Below are 18,698 nucleotides of genomic sequence, written 5' to 3' on the forward strand. Positions count from 1 at the left end.
GCGTGGGCAGGCGAGGACAGATTCATTTCACGAGCCTCATGTGCCGCGCTAATAAATCTGCCCCCTGATTTGCTGCCTAGACGAATGCCTGTTTGGCGGCGCCGCGTGGCAAACGGTTGCGTCCCGGCATTTGCTCAAGTTTCTGACGCCATGCACTGCGCACACTCTGGCTGGTTTTAGGCGTTGCAGCTACAGGCGCAGCCTTCGCGGCTTTGGCCGCAGCGCGCAACTCGGCAAGGCTCGGTGAGCGATTGACAACGGTTGGCGCGGCTTCTTTCTCGATACTGCGCAAGCAAAGCTTGCATGAAACCTGCGCCTTTTCCTCAGTGCTGCTAAGGCTTGCACCAGTACGACCGCACGCAACGGCATCAGGGGTTGGCGAGTAGTGAATAGCCAAGTGTAGATCTCCAGCTTTTTAACAAAGCCGGCGATTTTACCTAGCAACTACCGTCCCTGTCCTTGGAAATCACAACGTAAGAGCTACGAGGCTTGCGTTGGGTCAATGGATGGTGATTTGTCGGGCGTGGGGTGTTGGTTGAGTATTCAAAATGATTTGAGAGTGTGTGTTTGATAGTTGAAGTTCTTTAGATCAGCCAGTAAGTCATGGTCTTGCCACAATGTTCGGGCAGAAAAAAGCCGCGCAGTGCGCGGCTTTGGTGTTGGTGGGCCCACACGGACTCGAACCGTGGACCAAAGGATTATGAGTTGCTGGGCGAGCTGATATGCCTAGAGAAAGCGTTCGTAGGTGAACGTAGCTTGGCATAGCTGTAGGGCCCGTAGTTACTGGAATATAGCGTAGTTTTGAGAAGCTTGTTCAAGCTGGGTACTGTACCGTGAGTGTACTCATAAGTAGAGTTGGCAGGTCTAGCGCTATCCCTTGCTCTGTACCCAATTGGTTATGGTTTCGTGCAGAAACGAGTAGGGGATGAGATTGGTGCAGGCGAATCCGATGCCAATCACGCCAACCACGAAAAATGAAAGCCGGAAGCATCGGCCATATGTCCAAGGGGATCGAACGTAAAGATAGCTATTGTTTAAACTTCCGGAGTCTTCAATGAAAATACTTTCAATAGGCAATGCTAGTTTTTTCTCTATATTGATTATACTTTTTTCTGAGGCTTTTATCATGAGCGACACGCGTTGATCGAGCTTCCAGAATATAAAGCTTACAAAACTTAAAAAGAGCCCTAAGACTCCCGCAACGATTGATAATTTTTCCATCTGTATCACGCACGCGCTAAGACCCGCAGCTACGAGTCCCGTGATGATTAAATAAAAATTAAATACCGCCATCCTTTGCTGTGCGTGTAACTGGAAAAAACGCCAAGCATTTTCGAGTGACACTTTGTAAGCTTCATTGGTTTCCATTCTGCTCTCCAAAAAAACGACTGCCATATCTGTCAAAAAATCTTTCTAAAACTTTTGCGCTTGCAAAGGCCGCGTACGCCTGTGCTTCATCTTTTTTATCAGGGTCAGCGTAATCACAAACTCCCTTTAATGCAAAAGTTCTAGGTTGCAGGCCACTTGCGTTGAACGCCGCGGCGTATAATCCATAAATCTCCATTTCCACGCCCAGCAGCTCTCTTTGTTGGTCTTTGATTTCCTCAATTGTATGGCCGTCAGCAAGAACAGCGGAGCCCGACGCTACGGGGCCAATGCGCAGTGTTGTTGTGAATTCACATGCTTGCGAAAATAATTTAGGAAGTTCCGTAAAAAAGGCCCTGTCAGATCTTAGTTGCTCAAAATGTGCTCGAATTCTGTGGTCTGCGGGAAGTTGATGAGGCGCGAACGAAAACTTTCGAGTTCCGGCATCGATAACGCGTTTGCCGCTTTGAAAGTCCCATGCTGGATCCGCAAAGAGTACATCTCCTAATCCAACTTTTTCTTTAACTCCAGCGCATATACCAGTCATGACCAATATTTTTGGCCGTAACGAATTTATCATGAGTAAGCTTTTTATTGCTGTGGATACCATGCCCATGCGTGTTGAAAAAGCTGCGGCGACTGTCACCTTTGTTTGTCCGACGTAGAACCATCCATCATTGACAAATACTGAATCGTCTACTGGGCGGGACGGCTGCCAGTTCCACGGCAGAGCTAGAATCGCTTCTAGTTCAGGTGTTTCAAGAGCACAAATGACAGCAATGTCGACCGATGGAGTTTCGATTGCGCGAGGCTCATGATTTTTGTTGTTCTTTAAGTATTCAACGCAGTTGATGATTCGATGCATCCAGGTGTCAGACTGCGCAGTATAATCTATGATTGCCCAAGTATTTTCATCAAATTGATCACTTGCGGCAATGGCTGCAGCCTTATCTGCAGTGATACCAATAACTTTTCCTGGTTTGTTGATCTCTTCGTCAACATGGATTCTGTGAAGCAAATCCAAGGAGTAAGTATGTGTGGTTGCTTGGTTATATTTATATAGTGGAAGAATAATGTCTAGGATAAGTAGGTCGTAGTGTTTCGACTCTAGCTCTGAAGCTGCCTCATCTGCACACACTACAAAGCAGATTTCTTTCGCGGGATCTACCCCTAGAGCACTGAGTTTTACGAGTAGCGGCTCGTATCTCGCCGGATGATCATCTGCAATCAGAATTCTCATTATTCGGCTTCTCTATTTAGCTTGAAATCTTTGAAAGCAACTCTGAGCTCGTTCTTCCAAGTGTCGTAGGTTGAGTTGTAATGTAGGACGCTATGTAAAAGATTTGGAAACTCTTCCTTGAGCTCTTGAGTAATGCCTGAGATGTCTACGCTGCCCCCTTGGCGTGGAAAAGCTTCATACCCAGTTATGACGATCACTGGGCAGGAAATACTTCCATACTCCATGTTGCGGAGGATTTCAATGCCTCCAAATCCTTGAGGGCGTCCACCGGCTTCGCCGCCGGCGATATCAATGTCCATAGTTGGTAACGACATGTCAAGAAGTATGAGGTCTGGCGTGCTTTCTTCTAATTTGTCTAAGGCAGAGTTCACGGACTTAGCATGATCTATACGCATAGGAATGCATAGACTCCGTAGAAAAAGCTCAATCTGAGTTATTTTCGGAGTTTCGTCTTCAATTATAAGTATTTTTATCTCTTGGTCGGTCATTTAGCTTCCGCCGCCTGTCGAGTCTGTACAAGAAAGTTGTAAGTTACTCGTATTGAAAACTGTCCATCTTTATTGAAGCCGAATTTTAATATGCCTTTTGCCGATTGCTTAACAACAGCAGCTATTTTATAAAGACCGCTGCCGCCCTCAGTTTTTGTCTTGGTGACATATTCTTGTCGATCAATTTTAGTACGAATTTCGGTAAGCTTTTTCTCCGCCGCGGCTCTAATGCTTGGTTTCGAGTCGCACGTTACGCTTATAGTAAAAGTTCCACCATGCACGTCAGGTTCAACTGAGATGGTGATTGTGGGCTGCTTAAGTCCGGAGTGTATGCGAGCATTGTCGAGAGATACAAAAAGTACATCATGCAAAAAAACTAAAGTGCTTGGCATTAGTTGCAAGTTATTATTTACGAAATTAGTCTTTATTTCAGGATCAAATCCGCGCAAACATTTCTTAGCTGCTTTAATTGAGATTGCCAATGCCTGCTCAATGTCAAACGTCTTGCGAAGAGCTTCGCTGTCATTTATTTTGTGAAACCAGCTTGTAGCGTCGTCGAGGGCGCGTTGCACATCTACAGAACACTCACCTAGAGTCCTATCAAGTTCATGATGACTTGTGCTATTGGGGGCTATCCGTTTAATACTTGCTCGGAAATCGTCAAATATGAATGTTATCTGAGACTTAAGCTCCTCCGAAAGAAGCTTTCTCGCGTCTCGTAAAGAATTCTCTAAATAAGCCCATAGAATACTGATGAACCCTTTGACAAAGTTACTAAGATCGCTATCTTGAAGTAAGATTCTAACGACCGGGATTATTTGTGGGCTTATCTCAAGGTGAAATAATCCAAGTGGTTGTTCCTTAGAAAGGATTTGTAATTTTTTATCTTTTGCGTCGAGTAGTGCTTGATCAAAGTTTAGTGAGAATTTTTGAAATTCACTGCTTAGATTGCGTAAGTTTTCTTTTCCGCAGTCAGTAAACTTTTCAAGCCAAACGTTATTATCATTATAGCGCTTGTCATCAGCCTCCTTTGTGGTTATTAGCTGTTGGAGCTGAAGGGGGCCTCTAATCAGTCCTATAAAAGATTGGTGTCTTATACGCTTGCTTAGGTAGTAATCAAGCCCAAATAATGAGTTGTTCAAAAATTCATGGCTGATTTTTGTTAGCAGTGAATATAGCACTGCGTCGGCTTCATCAAAACTAGACGCGCTATTTGGTAGCTGTCCATCTATCAATAAGTCCTCCATGACATCGTCGAACTCAAGCGTTGTGACCACTTGAGCAAGATCTCGATATCGATAGTAATCTTCTTGTAGCTCTCTTGTTGCCCACCTGGCTAGTGCTTCCGCATCAACATGTATACGAGTTCCATCGACAATTCTTTGGCCTGTTTCTAAAATCTGTCTATTGGTGATTTCATAAATTTCTGTCTCGTACACATCTGAGTTTTCAACGTCTAACTCTCTAAGTACGCTGCACACGTCTAGTCTTTGATCTAATACTTCAGCGGTGGTACTCACTACCCGTGCCTGATCAATTAGAGATGGTACGCACACATTTCTTAGAAAATACACTAGGAGGTGGTCGGGAACTAGACCTTGTAAAAAGTTTAGTTTTGCTGGATTCCTAACCTCTTTACGCCTGATAATTTGGCCTATTTTGAATCTTAGGTGAGAAGCTGTTGTGTCATTTTCGGTAATGTCCCAGAGCATATACAGTGCAGTTGGAGCTATGAGCCAGTCCGTGATGTAATCAAAATCCCGTGTTGAATACCCTGCTAAAGTGTTTTTTATAGGGATTAAGCTAAGCTTGCTTTCGCAATTGGAGCCTTCTAGCGCGATTAATCGAATTACTTCACCTTTATTTCCTGCCGCGTACTGAGCATGTAATAGGAGGGGAATGTCGATGCCCGAAATAAGTGTCTTCGGTTTTTGCTCTATTTCATTTAATGTTGTTAGCGCTTGGTCAAACTTATTTATTGCAAGATAGCCGGTAGCTCTAAATATCGATGCGGAGTATCCATCTGCCTCGGTATGTTGAGCAGGATTCTTTAATAGAGCCCAGCATCGAGAGGCGATGCCACCCGATAGAGACATTGAGCTGCTTAATAAATCTTCACACCCTAAATACGCCGTGTTAAGCGAAGGTAGTTCCGGTTGCCATGATTGATCGGGTTGTTCTCGGTATATGAACTTCATAAACGAACTAATGGCAGTTGCTAGCGGCAGGCCGCATAAATTTACTGTGAGTTTTAACAGTGCGGAGTAGGCGTCAGCTGATGAAAGATCCTGCCTAAGGATTTGCCCAATAAGTTTTGGTATGGACTGTGGGCTAGTAGAAATAGATTTGCATTTGGTCTGTGAGTACAAAATTCCAGAATAAATATAGGCCCAAGCATCTACAGTCTTGGATTTTCGTTGTGTGCGTAGTATTTTTGCTGCTTGGACTAAATCACCGCTAAATAGAGCCTCGGCGCCTGACTCTTCTCTTTTTGGTAAGTTGGAGAAATTATCGTCGATATTAAAAAACAGGCGAGCTTTCTTAAGTCTAAAGTCATCTATTCCTTTTGTCTGTATAAGTGCGGTGCGAACAATTCCTTTTAGCTCGGGGTTTTCGTTGTTAGATACAACATGCTGGGCCAGATTGACAAACGTCTCATAAACATCTACGAGTGAGTGGCTTTGCTCTATCCTGAGTACGTCAGCAACCCTTTCACTAGTTGAGGGCCACTCGCCCAACATTCGATGATGCATATAAATTTTTACTGCTTCGCCATACTTTGAGTGGTTGGTGATTTTTTGTCTAATATCCTCTTTGAATTTTTGTATCCCTACGCGCTCTTCGTTTCTCACGCTTGTATTGTAGGCAATAAAATTCAAAAGCCCGCTTTTATATATAGATCTAACTTCAGAGGTGTATTTTTTTTGTTTCTCGAGCCCTCCGGCAGCATTTTCTAATGCGATGCGTAATTGGACTGACCAGAAGCTGGAGCCATGAGACTCATCAAATAGTTTTAAAACGTCAATGCTTTCATCAATGTATCCATTGATCCATAATTTTTCAATTAATTCAGCCGCTTTTCTGAAATTATTAATTGCTTCCGAGTCTTCGCTAATTCGCGCGACAATCCAGAATACTTCCCTCTCTAGCGTCACAAGAGGTGCATGTATCGATACCCCTTCTAGTTCATCATATCCAGTAGGGTATCTTGAAAGTTCAGGAAGTTGTTGCTTTATTTGAGATGATGCCCACGATAGATAATCGGTAAAAGACGAAGTATGCAGCGCGGAGCGCGCCTCTAGCATATGGTTTCGATAGCTGCTTCTGAATTTAAACGATTTTCCGAAGCGAGGATTTTTTTCAAACTTCTTGGATTTAAAGTCAGCGATAATGCCTCTGAATTTATGTTGGCAACTTATGAATATTCTTGAACTTTCGCTGACTAAATCCATTTTTTCCTGCCATCGTTATCATGAGCCAGACTCCATCGCTAGGTATGACTCAAGTAGAGAAATTGATCCTGCACGGGTTTCCACAGCTCATAGCTTAACGCTGGCATGGCACCTTGCCCACGGTTTTAGCTCTAAATCAATTTTTGGGTGCTACCACGCGCTGGAGTTACGCCTAGCTACCAGGCGGGATATGAATATGCAGGCGTGTGAGCATTGCGGAAGGTGCCTGTCAAGGCATAGTGCATGGGAGGTAAGCGCTTAACAAAAGTCGGATTCCGCTCCGATAGGTGCCAACCGGTGCTTGGGCTTCACTGATAGTTGTGAAATGAGGGGGGGCAAGTATTGTTGCGCTTTGCTGGCAACTGATGTCACTTGATACCCTCGCACTCAAGGCTTGCTCCGATAGCCCGGCTGACGACTTCAATATTTTTTCAAATTAATCCGCTCAACGCTTCGATCCTCGCGCTCTGAGGCGGTAGGTAATCTGGTGCTGGGGGATTGTTACGAGGTGATTTTCCACCGGCTCAAGCTAGCGTCTTGGAGTTCAGCTACAATTTCGGTATGGCTGTAGATGTAGTCTGAAAGCTGCTTTATTTCCCTGGCTGAAATCTCCTGGCTGCCGCCCTCATTCAGTTTTTTAGCTAGTTGGTTCAGGTTTCGCCCTATGGCTCTGAGCTGCCCCGACGAATCCCAAAGCGCCTTAGTGGTCTCCATGGTGAATTGGGCCGATTGGTCAAACTAGCTCGTACGCAATTGATTACCCAGCGTTGGAAAACAATAGGGGACAGACCACGATTTTCGGTTTTCTTCTACTCCTCACAGACTCTGCATCGTCCGGCACTTAGGAAACCCAGAGCATCCCCAGAACTGCTCTCCAGCCTTAGCCCCTGTTTTCCTTGTACGAATCAGCAGGGCGCTGCCGCATTTCTGACACTGCCGCTCGGCTGTCGGATCGCTACGGCGCTTAAGGTTTTGCACGTGCTCGCGATGGGTGGCGAGGGTCGGCGCGCGGCGGCCGGTTTGCAGGGCGTGCAGCATGGCGTCGACTTCAGCCTCGCTGAATACCGGTTGCTGGAATGACTTGATATAGCGGATAAAGCCGATGCCCTGGGTCACGTTGGCTGGCACTTCGGTTTTGAAGGTGCTGCCGCCGACAAAGGTGATAACTGAATGCAGATGCTCGGGGTTTACGCCAAGGGTGGCTTCAAGGGCTTTGAGGTGTTTGTAGTTCTGCCGCAGTGGGTTTTGGAATTTGAAGCGTTTTTTATAAATCTGTTGGGTCCACTGCGCCTGCTTCTCACTTCCGAAAATCCAGCCGCTCATATTCTTCGTTTCCAGCACGAAGATGCCGTAGGGCGAGATGAATACGTGGTCGATCTGCGTGGTGCCGTCGGGCGTATTGAGGGTGACGTTGTGCAGGCGACGGTAGGTTTGCTTATCCAGTTGCAGGTGAGCAAATAGTCGCACCAACTGCTCACCGATGTAGCCCTTGAACCAAGGCGACTTGAGCAGAGCCGCTAAAAACGCTAGCGGAATCAGCCAGCCCAGCGTGCCCCAGAGCTGAGCGATGATGGGGGTAAAGTCCATTTCCTGACCTTAAGTAATCCTGAGTTACCGGATCTTACCGAAATTTGGCGTAATAGCACGATAGTATTAAAAGGCGTTTATCGGCTCATTCGGTGAGCCGATTGTGCCGGCTATTCGGCTCACAAGCTTCCTAGCTCTTGTGCTTCAGCGCTTCTTTGCCAGCAGTTCAGAGCGACCAATCACTTCACGGCTGCGCTCTGGTTTGCGCGGCCCTGAGAAACCGGCTTCTTCGATGGCGGTGTCCAAGCCACGAAAATGCGGGGCGGCTTTGGGGCTGCGCAATGTCTCCATGCCCTCGTTCCAGGCATGCACCATCTGTCTGGCCACATCGCGCCAGGCGGGCTCGTTTTTCGCGGCCTCGATCACTTCGTTACCGACCTCTACGGCGGATTCGCAGAGTTGTTCGACCATGGCGGCATACTGGCGCGGTGGAATACCTAAGACAGCTTTGAAAAATGTTTCCAGCGACCGACCCGGTGTCCAGGTTTGTCTTCCGCCTACGGACAGGCCAGGCGGGTTGCTGGCGAAGCGCGGGTAGGCCTGAGTTGTCACTAGGCCATAAATCGGGGTAAAGGCCACGTCAGTACGCGAGCTGTAAAACAGCGCGATGTTCTTTGAGTGACAGTCGGCATTGCGCACCACATAGTTGGTCAGCAGTTGCCAGCCGAAGTGCTCGCGTTGCGTTTGGAGACGGTCGGTGGGGATATAGGCTCGTGTGGCATTCCACACCCGTTCGATGGTGGGGTTGTACTTTTCATGTGGCGGCAAACCCAGTAGCCCGCAGGCGTCCTCGACGCCGCAGCGGGCGATGCCTTGCTCGTCCACATCGAAGCGATCCACTACCAGGATTTTTCCATCTTCAGACATGCGACATGCTGCGACTGGCACGACGTTTAGCCGCTCCAGCACGCGCATGGTGTAGAACTCATTGAAACCCAGAAACGGGGTCGTGTCGTCGGAGCCTTTTATGATGTGAAAGCCAGTGCGCAGGGTTGGTTTGCCTAGTGGTTCCCGAGGTTCGGCGGCGTCGGTGGCAATGAACTTTGGCACTACCCCTGACACGGCTACCTGAGCGTATTGCCGTACCAGTGCCGCGAACCGGTCAGTGGTGTTTTCCGTTTTGAGCAGGTGTTCTATCTCCAACGGTGCCATCTCGACGCCAGGCTGAATGCCTTCAGGTGTGACCGAGACCCTGCCGATGCCGGTGCCTCCCACCACGCCCAGCAGCGACAGGTCGGTGCCATCGAGCAGCGGGCCAAATTCCTCGCGGATAACGCCCAGCAAATACCCCTCTGGAAGGTTTTGCCGAAAAAATGGAAACAAATCGCGGGGCCAACGCCATGCTTGTTCACGAACCGGCATCGTTAGGCTGACAAAGTCTTCCGGCGCTGCTGTTGGAAGATACTTCAGCACGTATTCATCGCGTTCCCGGTAGACCTTGGCTACTAGCCTCGAGCTGACGTGGACGTCGAGGATCATGCTCAAGCGCTCTCTGACCGCTGCTCGTTGAGGATGTCTTCGACCGTGCGCTCATGGCCGGCCTTGACCAGCTTTAAGTCATAGCCTGCCGCTTCGAGCAGGCGAACCAGCGCGGAAACGCTCATATCGCCTTTGGCCAACGTTTCCATTCGGGCTACCGTTGTGCGCGAGACACCGGCACGGTTGGCGAGGGCTTCTTGGCTCAGCTTTGCATCGCCACGTGCCTGTTTCAGCATTTCCGAAACATCGTAGAGAGAAGTCATTTGTAGCCCTTGGGCGTCAACAATAGATGTGATACTTGAAAATGTAGCTCCTGGGCTACATTCACTCAAGGAATGCCGAGATTGATTTGTAGCTCTCGGGCTACAAAATGAATTTATCTGCCTCAATTTGTAGCCTAAAGGCTACAAATTAGCGCCTGTGATTAAGTGCATAACTGCGTCTTAGCGTTGGCGAGGGGGAGGCATCAACTGAGGAGGGTCTGCTGGTCCAGACCCACGCCAGCGCTTGTTACTAACAGTCATCATCACAGCTGCGAGTGGCGGAAGTTGGGCGCTGCACCGAATTTCTACCTTTGGACTTATAGGGCTTTTCTTGCGCACAAAAAAGCCGCGCAATGCGCGGCTTTAAAGATGGTGGGCCCACACGGACTCGAACCGTGGACCAAAGGATTATGAGTCCTCTGCTCTAACCAACTGAGCTATGGGCCCTCAGAAGCTGGCGGATTATACCGGCGCCTTCCGCGTCATGCCAACTGATCGCTTCGGTTGAAGGAATTTATCTGCAAAAAGTTGGGCAGACAGGGGGCGATTTATGAAAAAGCCCTGTATCTGTTCACAGCCAGCGTCGGCCAGGAACTGCGCTTGGGCTTTGGTTTCGACACCTTCGGCAATTACGCTGAGTTGCAGGCTGCGGCCCAAGGCGATGATGGCGCGGGCAATTGCTGCGTCGTGGGGGTTTTGCGGCAAGCCTCGGACAAATGACTGATCAATTTTCAGCGTGTCCAGGGGCAATCGCTTCAGGTAACTCAGAGATGAGTAGCCGGTGCCGAAATCATCAATCGCCAGTTGTAGGCCAAGGGCTTTGAGTCGATGCAGGGTCTCGAGGGCATCTTCTGTCTGGTTCATGATGAAGCTTTCGGTGATCTCCAGCTGTAGCAGGTTTGCGGCTAAGCCATGCCGCTGGAGCATGGCTGCGATCATCTCAACCAAGTCAGGTTGGCGTAGCTGTTCCCCGGCGAGGTTGACTGCGATGGCGCCGAACGGGGCATGAGTCGCCTGCCATTCGGCCATTTGCTTGCAGGATTGCTCCAGCATCCAGCTGCCTAGCGGGAGGATCAAGCCGCATTCTTCGGCCACCGGTATAAAGCGGTCTGGCTGGATTTCTCCCAGCTCCGGATGCGCCCAGCGAACCAATGCCTCGGCGCCGATCAGTTGGTTGTTATCGAGGCTGAACTTGGGTTGGTAGACCACATGCAGCTGGCCGTGCTCCAGGGCGTGGCGCAAACCAATTTCAAGGTTCATGCGTTCGGTCGCGATAGAGGACAGCTCAGGGGTGTACAGCTCCAGGCGGTTGCGGCCCTTGGCTTTGGATTGGTACATGGCCGTGTCGGCGTTTTTGATAAGAGCAGCGACATCTTGGCCGTCACTTGGATAGAGGCACAGGCCAATGCTGGCGCTGATAAAAAACTGATGTTGTTTGATGATGAATGCCTGGCTGAAGCAGGCCAGGAGGTTTTCGGCGGTTTGCGCCGCCAACTCATAGGTGCTCTGGCCCGGCAAAAGAATAATGAATTCGTCGCCGCCAAGCCGGGCGATTGTGTCGTGTTCGCCCAGTTGGGACTTGAGGCGTTCGGCAATGCTTTTGAGCAGTTGGTCGCCAACGGGATGACCGAGGCTGTCGTTGATGTGCTTAAAGCGATCCAAGTCCATGAACAGCACAGCACCTTGGCTCTCGCCCGCATGGCCGTGTTCAAGTTCGGCCCTGAGCCGTGTTTCAAATAGCAGTCGATTAGGCAGGCCGGTTAATGAGTCGTGGTGGGCCTGGTGATCCAGTTTGGCTTGTGCTTGTTTCAGCGGTGTGATGTCTGCAAATACACCCACGTAGTGCGTGATTTGATCAAGGGTGTTGCGCACCGCGCTTATGGTGAGCCACTCAGGGAATATTTCGCCAGATTTACGTTTGTTCCAGATCTCGCCTTGCCAATGGCCATTGAGGCTCAGCTGTTGCCACATGTCGGCGTAGAAGCTTCGGTCGTGACGACCAGAGGACAACATGCTGGCATGCTTGCCCAGGGTTTCATGCTCGCTGAACCCGGTGATTTGGGTGAAGGCGCGGTTGATGGCGGTGATGTATTGGTGGGTGTCGGTAATCATCACGCCTTCAGCCGTATTTTCGAACACGGTGGCTGCTTGCAGGAGCTTTTCCTGCATGACTTGCCGCTCAGTCACATCGCGGGCGATGGTGAGCAGGCAGGCCTGGTTGCCGATGGTCATGAACTGGGCTGAAAGTTCGCAAATACGTACAGCGCCGTTGCTTGTCCTAATCGAGGCGGTGTAGTTCCGTATGCTGCCGTGGCTCTGTAGTTGCTGAAGCACATAGGCGCGTTGTTCGGGGTCGTTCCAAAGCCCGAGCTCCAGGGTTGAGCGATTTAATACTTGTGTTGCGCTGAAGCCGGTTATGCGGGTGAAACCTTCGTTGGCATCAAGCAGCACGCCATCTTCGACGCGGGTAATCAGCATGCCGTCCGGGGATGCATGGAATGCCTTGGCGAATTTTTCCTCGGACAGCTCGAGCATTTGTTGAGTGCGACGTATATGGCTGATGTCGCGGATAACAATGACCAGCGTACTGTTGTCCGAGTGATTGAGTGCTTCAGCTGAGATGAGGCCGGTAAATAGCTCGCCGTTACTGCGCCGAAATGGCAGCTCGAGATCGCGGAGCGAGCCATTTGCCATTTTTTGATTAAACGCGATATCAGCGTCCTTCCTGCCCCAGATATTGAGTTGGTATGGGGTTTTCCCCATCGCCTGGTCGCTGCTGATGCCGGTTTGTTGTTCAAATGCCTGGTTTACTTCAAGAAGTTCACCGCTCTTGCGATCGGCAATAACCATGATGTCCGGGCACTGTTGGAATACCGAAATAAACATTTGCTTGGAGACAAGCAGCGCCTGTTCAGTGTGCTTGGCCTCGCTGATGTCGATCATCAAACCGCGCAGTGTCAGGGTGTCTTTCTGCCGGCTCAGGGTGACGATGTCACGTACCCAGACGGTGTGGCCATCTTTAGCCAGTAAACGATAGTCGAGGCTATGGTCGCGGCCAGCTGCGGTTTCTGCACGGGTAAAGGCTAGGGTCCTGGCGGCATCCTCGGGATGTAAAATACTCTGCCAAAAGCCTGGTTCCTTCCAGCTCTCAAGCGGGTAGCCCAGGAGAACTTCAGCATGAGGGGATACGTATGCGTAGCAGAGTGAGTCTGCCGTTGACTCCCAAGTGATGGCCGAGAGGTTTTCAACCAGGCTGCGGTAATGATGCTCGCTTGCACGTAACTCCTGTTCGACCAGGCGGCGCTTGCTGGCCTCGTTGCTCAGGCGACGATTGTTGATTATGACGGTTAATAATATGGCGAGTAGCGCCACTACAAAGGGTAAGCCGTAGATCAGCACTTCACGCCAGTGGTTGCGGCTATCTACTACGCCGCCAATCCAGGGTTCCTGCAATTCATTGATCTGCTCACTGCTCATGTCATCGAAGACTTTGTCGAGGATGCCGATCAGGACCTGGTTGTTCGCTGGAGTGGCCATTGCAAGCTGGTAACGATAAGGGGTTTCGCCGCTGATGGAGACGCCTTCGAGCTTAAGTTGACGCAAGCGCCAGACGCTGGAGGCAAGGTCGCCGACCAGGGCATCCGCGCGGCCGGTGCTCAGGGCTTGCAGGGCGGCATCCACTGTGGGCAGGGGCAGTAAGTTGAGATCGGGGTTGTTGGCGCGCAGTAACTCGTGTGGTGCGTAGTCCTTGACGATGGCAACTTTCAAGCCGTACAGCGCTTTGAGGTCGCGGGGCTGAGGACCGTTATTGCGCGCCAGGATGACGATGGGGAAATCCAGGTAAGGACGGGTAAACGCCAGGTACTTTTGTCGTTCGGGTGTCGACATGATGCCTGGTAGCAAGTCGATATCGCCGGCCTTGGCGAGTGTGAGTACCGCACTCCAGTTACGCGGCTCAACGGGCCTGACTTTTATCTTGAGGGTTTGTTCGATGTGCGTAACGTAGCTCGCGGCGAGGCCTCGATACCTGCCTTGCTCATCACGAAACTCAAATGGCGCCCAAGAGGTGTCTATGCCGAGGCGCAGGGTGGGGTGCTGCTGCAGCCATTTTTCTTCTGTTGGCGTTAGTGTCAGTGCCGCTGCGGCCGATGCCCAGAGCGTCAGACCAAACAGGATAATGGCTGGCAATTGCCGCATCACTTGCGTAGTCCGTATCGAGTAGGTAGGTACGCCAGAGTGTAGTCCGGGTCTTACTTTGCTGGGAACTATAAAATAAAAACCCCGGTAAATTTACCGGGGTTTTTAGTCTTACTCGTCGAGGAAGGAGCGTAGATGCTCGCTTCGCGTCGGGTGGCGCAACTTGCGTAGCGCCTTGGCCTCGATCTGACGAATACGTTCACGCGTTACATCGAACTGCTTACCCACCTCTTCAAGCGTGTGGTCGGTATTCATGTCGATGCCGAAGCGCATGCGCAGTACCTTGGCTTCACGTGCTGTGAGGCCGGAGAGTACTTCGCGGGTGGCTTCCTTGAGACTTTCCACTGTCGCCACATCAATTGGCGATTGCATGGTGGAGTCTTCAATGAAGTCGCCCAAATGCGAATCTTCGTCGTCGCCGATCGGGGTTTCCATGGAGATCGGCTCTTTAGCGATCTTCAATACCTTGCGGATTTTGTCCTCAGGCATTTCCATGCGTTCGCCCAGTTCTTCCGGCGTCGGCTCGCGCCCCATCTCTTGCAGCATTTGACGAGAGATGCGGTTGAGTTTGTTGATCGTCTCGATCATGTGCACAGGAATACGGATGGTCCGTGCCTGGTCAGCAATGGAGCGAGTGATCGCCTGGCGAATCCACCAGGTTGCATAGGTCGAGAACTTGTAGCCGCGGCGGTATTCGAACTTGTCCACTGCCTTCATCAAGCCGATGTTGCCTTCCTGGATCAGATCAAGGAATTGCAGGCCACGGTTGGTGTACTTCTTGGCGATGGAGATAACCAGACGCAGGTTAGCCTCAACCATTTCTTTCTTGGCGCGACGTGCTTTAGCTTCACCGATCGACATGCGACGGTTGATGTCTTTGATTTCAGCCAGAGTCAGATCGCACTCTGCCTGCAAAGCCACCAGCTTCTGCTGGCAACGCTGAATATCCGCAACGCGGGTGCCAATGGCTTCGGCATACTTCGCCTTGCCTTTGGCCAGGTTTTCAGCCCAGCTTTCGTCGATTTCATTGCCTGGGAACTGGCGCAGGAAATCGGCACGCGGCATGCGTGCATCGCGAACACAGATTTGCATGATGGCGCGTTCTTGGCCACGAAGGCGAGCAAGCGCGTCACGCAGGCGAACAACCAGTGCTTCATACTGTTTAGGCACCAGCTTGATCGGCATAAACAGCTCAGCCAGAGCTTTGAGCTCGGCATTGGCCTGTTTGCTGCCGCGACCATGCTTTTTAAGCGCCTTGTTGGCGATTTCGAGCTGTTCGGCTACTGCGGTGAAGCGGCGCAGGGCTTCTTCCGGATCCGGACCACCGTCGCCTTCTTCTTCCTCGTCGTCGCCGTCATCGCTGTCGTCGTCATCGTCTTTGTCGTCTGCGCTATCGTCCTTTGCAGGCGTCGGTGCAGCCGCTTCGGCAGGCAAGGTGCCGTCGTCCGGGTCAATATAACCACTGAGGACTTCAACCAGACGACCACCTTCGGTGGTGACGCGGTTGTATTCGGCAAGAATGCTGTCGACTGTTCCTGGGAAATGGGCAATAGCGCCCATAACTTCGCGGATGCCTTCCTCTATGCGTTTAGCGATTTCGATCTCGCCTTCGCGGGTAAGCAGTTCCACGGTGCCCATTTCACGCATGTACATCCGCACCGGATCAGTGGTGCGGCCGATATCGGTTTCAACGGCTGCGAGTGCTGCTGCGGCTTCTTCAGCGGCAGCTTCGTCGGTGTCGGCTTCAGCCAACAACAGAGCGTCCGCATCGGGAGCACTCTCGAATACGTTGATCCCCATGTCGTTAATCATGCGGATGATGTCTTCCACCTGTTCCGGATCGGAAATATCCTCCGGCAAGTGGTCATTGACCTCCGCGTAAGTCAGGTAACCCTGCTCACGACCGCGGCTGATCAATTCTTTCAAACGAGATTGCTGTTGAGCTTTTACGGACATAACACCCTATCCATTGAAGGTCTTGGCGGGCTAAAAACAAGCCGAGGATTATACCTCGGAATTGGGCTCAAGCGCCAGTTGAGCTCTTCTCGCTCTTTGAGGAAGGGCTGCTGTAATGTTCTCTGAGCAGTGCTTTTTCCTCATCGGTCAGTTCGCTGGGACGCTTTTGCATGACACTGCGCAAGGCCTGTTCACGCCGTCTTTGCGACTGGTTGTGTGCAAGTCTAGTTATGGTGTCGATAAATTGTTGTTCAAGGTTGTCGTGATCAATTAACCATTCCTTTTCTGCAAGTGCCTGTAATAAACGTCCTTGTTCGGTGCCGTGCCAGCGCGCAATCAGTTGCAGTGAGCGTAGGCTCGGGTTTTTCTGTAGCGCGCCAACCAAGGCGACGAGAAGCTGCGCGTAAGTGTCGTCTTCTGCCGCGAAGTGGCTGACATTTTCGACCTGTTGCGCAAGTTCGGGGTGGTGAAGCAGTGTGCGCAGTGCACTGATGTTGGGCGATTCAACACTGATAACCGTGCGGGGTTTCCGGGGTTGAAAATCGTCACGACCTTTCTTGCTCCACTTGCCGTCCTGTTTCTTCCAGTTGCTTTTGCTTTTGCCTTTGCTCTTTTCCTGACTGTTGAACTCAAAGTTTAGCTCTGGTTCAGCATGTTGGTAGTCGTCGTAGTCTGGTTGTCCATCGAAATACGCGCTATCCGGAATATCGGTGAAATCATTTGTCGCGCCAGTGTCTTGATGGCTGTGAGCGGGAGCCATTTGATTGACTGTTTCACCGCTAAGGCCGGTAATCTCGCTTAGGCGCTGACGCATCAGAATGCGCAGGTTGTTGCCCGGGATTTTCTCAATCATTGGGGCGGCGAGGGTGACCAGATGTGCTTTGCCTTCCAGTGAGCGTGGGTCAGCTTCTTCGCTCAGGTGCTCGAAAAAGTAATCGGCCAGTGGTTGGGCTTGCTGGTTGATTCGTGCGCGGAAGGCTTCGGTGCCTTCGCTGCGAACCAGGGTGTCTGGGTCTTCGCCGTCCGGTAAAAATAAAAAGCGTGCGCGCCTGCCGTCTTGCAGGTTGGGCAGGGTGGCCTCCAGGGCTCGCCATGCCGCATTGCGTCCGGCTTGGTCGCCGTCAAAACAAAATAATACGCTTGGCACTATGCGAAACAGACGCTTGAGGTGTTCTTCGCTGGTCGCGGTACCAAGTGTTGCTACGGCATTGCGCAGGCCTTGTTGGGCGAGTGCAATGACGTCCATGTAGCCTTCGACGACCATTATTTCGTCAAGGTCACGGTTGTTTTTACGGGCTTCAAATAAGCCGTAAAGCTCTTGGCCTTTATGGAATACCGGGGTTTCTGGCGAGTTCAGGTATTTGGGCTTGTCGTCGCCCAGTACGCGCCCGCCAAAGGCAATCACCCGGCCACGGCTGTCGCGAATCGGGAAAATAACCCGGTCGCGAAAGCGGTCGTAGCGTTTGCCGCTCTCGGCGTTTTCCACCAATAGGCCGGCGTCAATCATGGCTTTTTGCTGGAGATTGTCGCTGGCCAAATATTTGTGCAGGTTGTCCCAGCCGGGCGGGGCGAATCCAAGGCCGAAGTCGCGGGCGATTTCGCCTGTCAGGCCGCGGCCTTTGAGGTAGTCGACGGCGGCTTTGCGCTGCGGATGGCTTTTAAGCGCCTGGCGGTAGAACTCTGCGGCTGCTGTCAGTAGCGGATAGAGTGGTGAATCTGTTGGTTGGCGCGGCTTGTGGTTGCGTCCGCCTTCTTCGCGCGGGACCTCCATGCCGGCACGCTTGGCCAAGTCCTCGACAGCTTGCGGGAAATCAAGCTGGTCGTGATCCATCACGAAGCCGAGTGCGTTGCCGCCAGCGCCGCAGCCGAAGCAGTAATAGAACTGTTTGTCCGGGCTTACACTAAAAGAAGGGGTCTTCTCTTTATGGAACGGGCAGCAGGCGGTGTAATTCTTGCCAGCCTTTTTTAACTGGATGCGCGAGCCCACCACTTCGACGATGTCGGTGCGGTTAAGCATGTCATCAATAAAGGACTGTGGAATCAAGCCGGCCATAGGCGCTCAGTGTGATGGCCTGATGTTACGCAGGCGGACATGGGGAACGTACATATATAGTCTATTGTGAGGCGCTAAACATTACATCGGAAATTGCTGTGCCATCGCTGGGGTGCGTGGCTCTGAGGTAATGCCACTGACTGTCGCTCGGTGCGTTGATGGTGCTCGCGTGAAGTATGAGTCAGTGCTCAACGAAAAAACTCCGATCATTCGCTGGGGCGAAACGGAGTGGTGCGCTCGGTGTGAGCGATGCCAGGGTTTATCTGGCAGAAACGGCAAAGCCCGGCCTGAGCCGGGCAATGCTGACTGCAGCTATGCGGTCTGTACGTATTAGTACAGGCGCACGCTACGGCGCTGTTCGCGCTGTACTTTCTTTGCGTGACGCTTAACAGCGGCTGCTGCCTTGCGCTTACGCTCAGAGGTTGGCTTCTCGTAGAATTCGCGGCTGCGAACTTCAGCCAGTACACCGGCTTTTTCGCAGGAGCGCTTGAAGCGACGCAGAGCTACGTCGAAGGGTTCGTTCTCTTTAACTTTGACGGCTGGCATCCAGGGCGTACCTTCACTTTAATTCGGTGGTTAACGTGCTCCTGGCAGATGGCGCTGGAGTACGTAGGTTTT

Annotated in this window: 13 protein-coding genes and 1 tRNA gene; all 14 read right to left on the reverse strand. The window is 51.2% G+C overall.

The features are described 5' to 3' along the window. Positions 1-76 precede the first annotated feature (76 nt). The 14 genes from AACY26_RS16190 to rpsU all read right to left on the reverse strand — a co-directional run bounded on the left by AACY26_RS16190 (position 77) and on the right by rpsU (position 18,626). On the reverse strand, positions 77-397 hold the full coding sequence (locus AACY26_RS16190; RefSeq protein WP_339515628.1) for a hypothetical protein: 321 nt from the start codon (positions 395-397) through the stop codon (positions 77-79). Positions 398-870: 473 nt separating this feature from the next. Beyond that, positions 871-1,368: a hypothetical protein gene (locus tag AACY26_RS16195; RefSeq protein ID WP_339515629.1), complete on the reverse strand. Its 498-nt coding sequence runs from the start codon at positions 1,366-1,368 to the stop codon at positions 871-873. After that, the gene (locus AACY26_RS16200; RefSeq protein ID WP_339515630.1) at positions 1,355-2,605 is read right to left on the reverse strand and encodes a 5'-methylthioadenosine/S-adenosylhomocysteine nucleosidase family protein; all 1,251 of its coding nucleotides are present in this window, start codon (positions 2,603-2,605) and stop codon (positions 1,355-1,357) included. The genes AACY26_RS16195 and AACY26_RS16200 overlap by 14 nt, the downstream gene beginning before the upstream one ends. Continuing rightward, positions 2,605-3,093 carry a response regulator gene (locus AACY26_RS16205; RefSeq protein ID WP_339515631.1) on the reverse strand — a complete coding sequence of 163 codons (489 nt, stop codon included), beginning with the start codon at positions 3,091-3,093 and terminating at the stop codon, positions 2,605-2,607. The genes AACY26_RS16200 and AACY26_RS16205 overlap by 1 nt, the downstream gene beginning before the upstream one ends. Beyond that, complete coding sequence (locus AACY26_RS16210; protein ID WP_339515632.1) at positions 3,090-6,545, reverse strand: hypothetical protein; 3,456 nt, start codon at positions 6,543-6,545, stop codon at positions 3,090-3,092. The genes AACY26_RS16205 and AACY26_RS16210 overlap by 4 nt, the downstream gene beginning before the upstream one ends. 501 nt (positions 6,546-7,046) lie before the next feature. Further along, positions 7,047-7,259, reverse strand: a complete 213-nt coding sequence (gene mobC / locus AACY26_RS21395; protein ID WP_445261316.1) for a plasmid mobilization relaxosome protein MobC — start codon at positions 7,257-7,259, stop codon at positions 7,047-7,049. Positions 7,260-7,361: 102 nt separating this feature from the next. Then, positions 7,362-8,132, reverse strand: a complete 771-nt coding sequence (locus tag AACY26_RS16215) for a nuclease-related domain-containing protein (RefSeq protein ID WP_339515633.1) — start codon at positions 8,130-8,132, stop codon at positions 7,362-7,364. 144 nt (positions 8,133-8,276) lie between these two features. Next, the gene (locus AACY26_RS16220; RefSeq protein ID WP_339515634.1) at positions 8,277-9,611 is read right to left on the reverse strand and encodes a type II toxin-antitoxin system HipA family toxin; all 1,335 of its coding nucleotides are present in this window, start codon (positions 9,609-9,611) and stop codon (positions 8,277-8,279) included. Positions 9,612-9,613: 2 nt separating this feature from the next. Beyond that, positions 9,614-9,874, reverse strand: a complete 261-nt coding sequence (locus AACY26_RS16225) for a helix-turn-helix transcriptional regulator (protein ID WP_339515635.1) — start codon at positions 9,872-9,874, stop codon at positions 9,614-9,616. 370 nt (positions 9,875-10,244) lie between these two features. After that, positions 10,245-10,321 (reverse strand) — tRNA-Ile (locus AACY26_RS16230). Between the two features lie 15 nt (positions 10,322-10,336). Further along, entirely contained in the window at positions 10,337-14,071 is a 3,735-nt protein-coding gene (locus AACY26_RS16235) for an EAL domain-containing protein (RefSeq protein WP_339515636.1), read from the reverse strand. Positions 14,072-14,182: 111 nt separating this feature from the next. Continuing rightward, positions 14,183-16,027 carry an RNA polymerase sigma factor RpoD gene (gene rpoD / locus AACY26_RS16240; protein ID WP_339515637.1) on the reverse strand — a complete coding sequence of 615 codons (1,845 nt, stop codon included), beginning with the start codon at positions 16,025-16,027 and terminating at the stop codon, positions 14,183-14,185. Between the two features lie 67 nt (positions 16,028-16,094). Beyond that, positions 16,095-18,080, reverse strand: coding sequence for a DNA primase (dnaG, locus tag AACY26_RS16245; RefSeq protein WP_339515638.1), 1,986 nt, complete (start codon positions 18,078-18,080; stop codon positions 16,095-16,097). 330 nt (positions 18,081-18,410) lie between these two features. Continuing rightward, positions 18,411-18,626 (reverse strand): 30S ribosomal protein S21, encoded by a 216-nt coding sequence (gene rpsU, locus AACY26_RS16250; protein ID WP_003296736.1) that lies wholly within the window; start codon positions 18,624-18,626, stop codon positions 18,411-18,413. Positions 18,627-18,698 lie beyond the last annotated feature (72 nt).

Origin of the sequence: Pseudomonas sp. RL_15y_Pfl2_60 (assembly GCF_963970595.1) — a bacterium.
In the GTDB taxonomy this organism is placed as follows: domain Bacteria; phylum Pseudomonadota; class Gammaproteobacteria; order Pseudomonadales; family Pseudomonadaceae; genus Aquipseudomonas.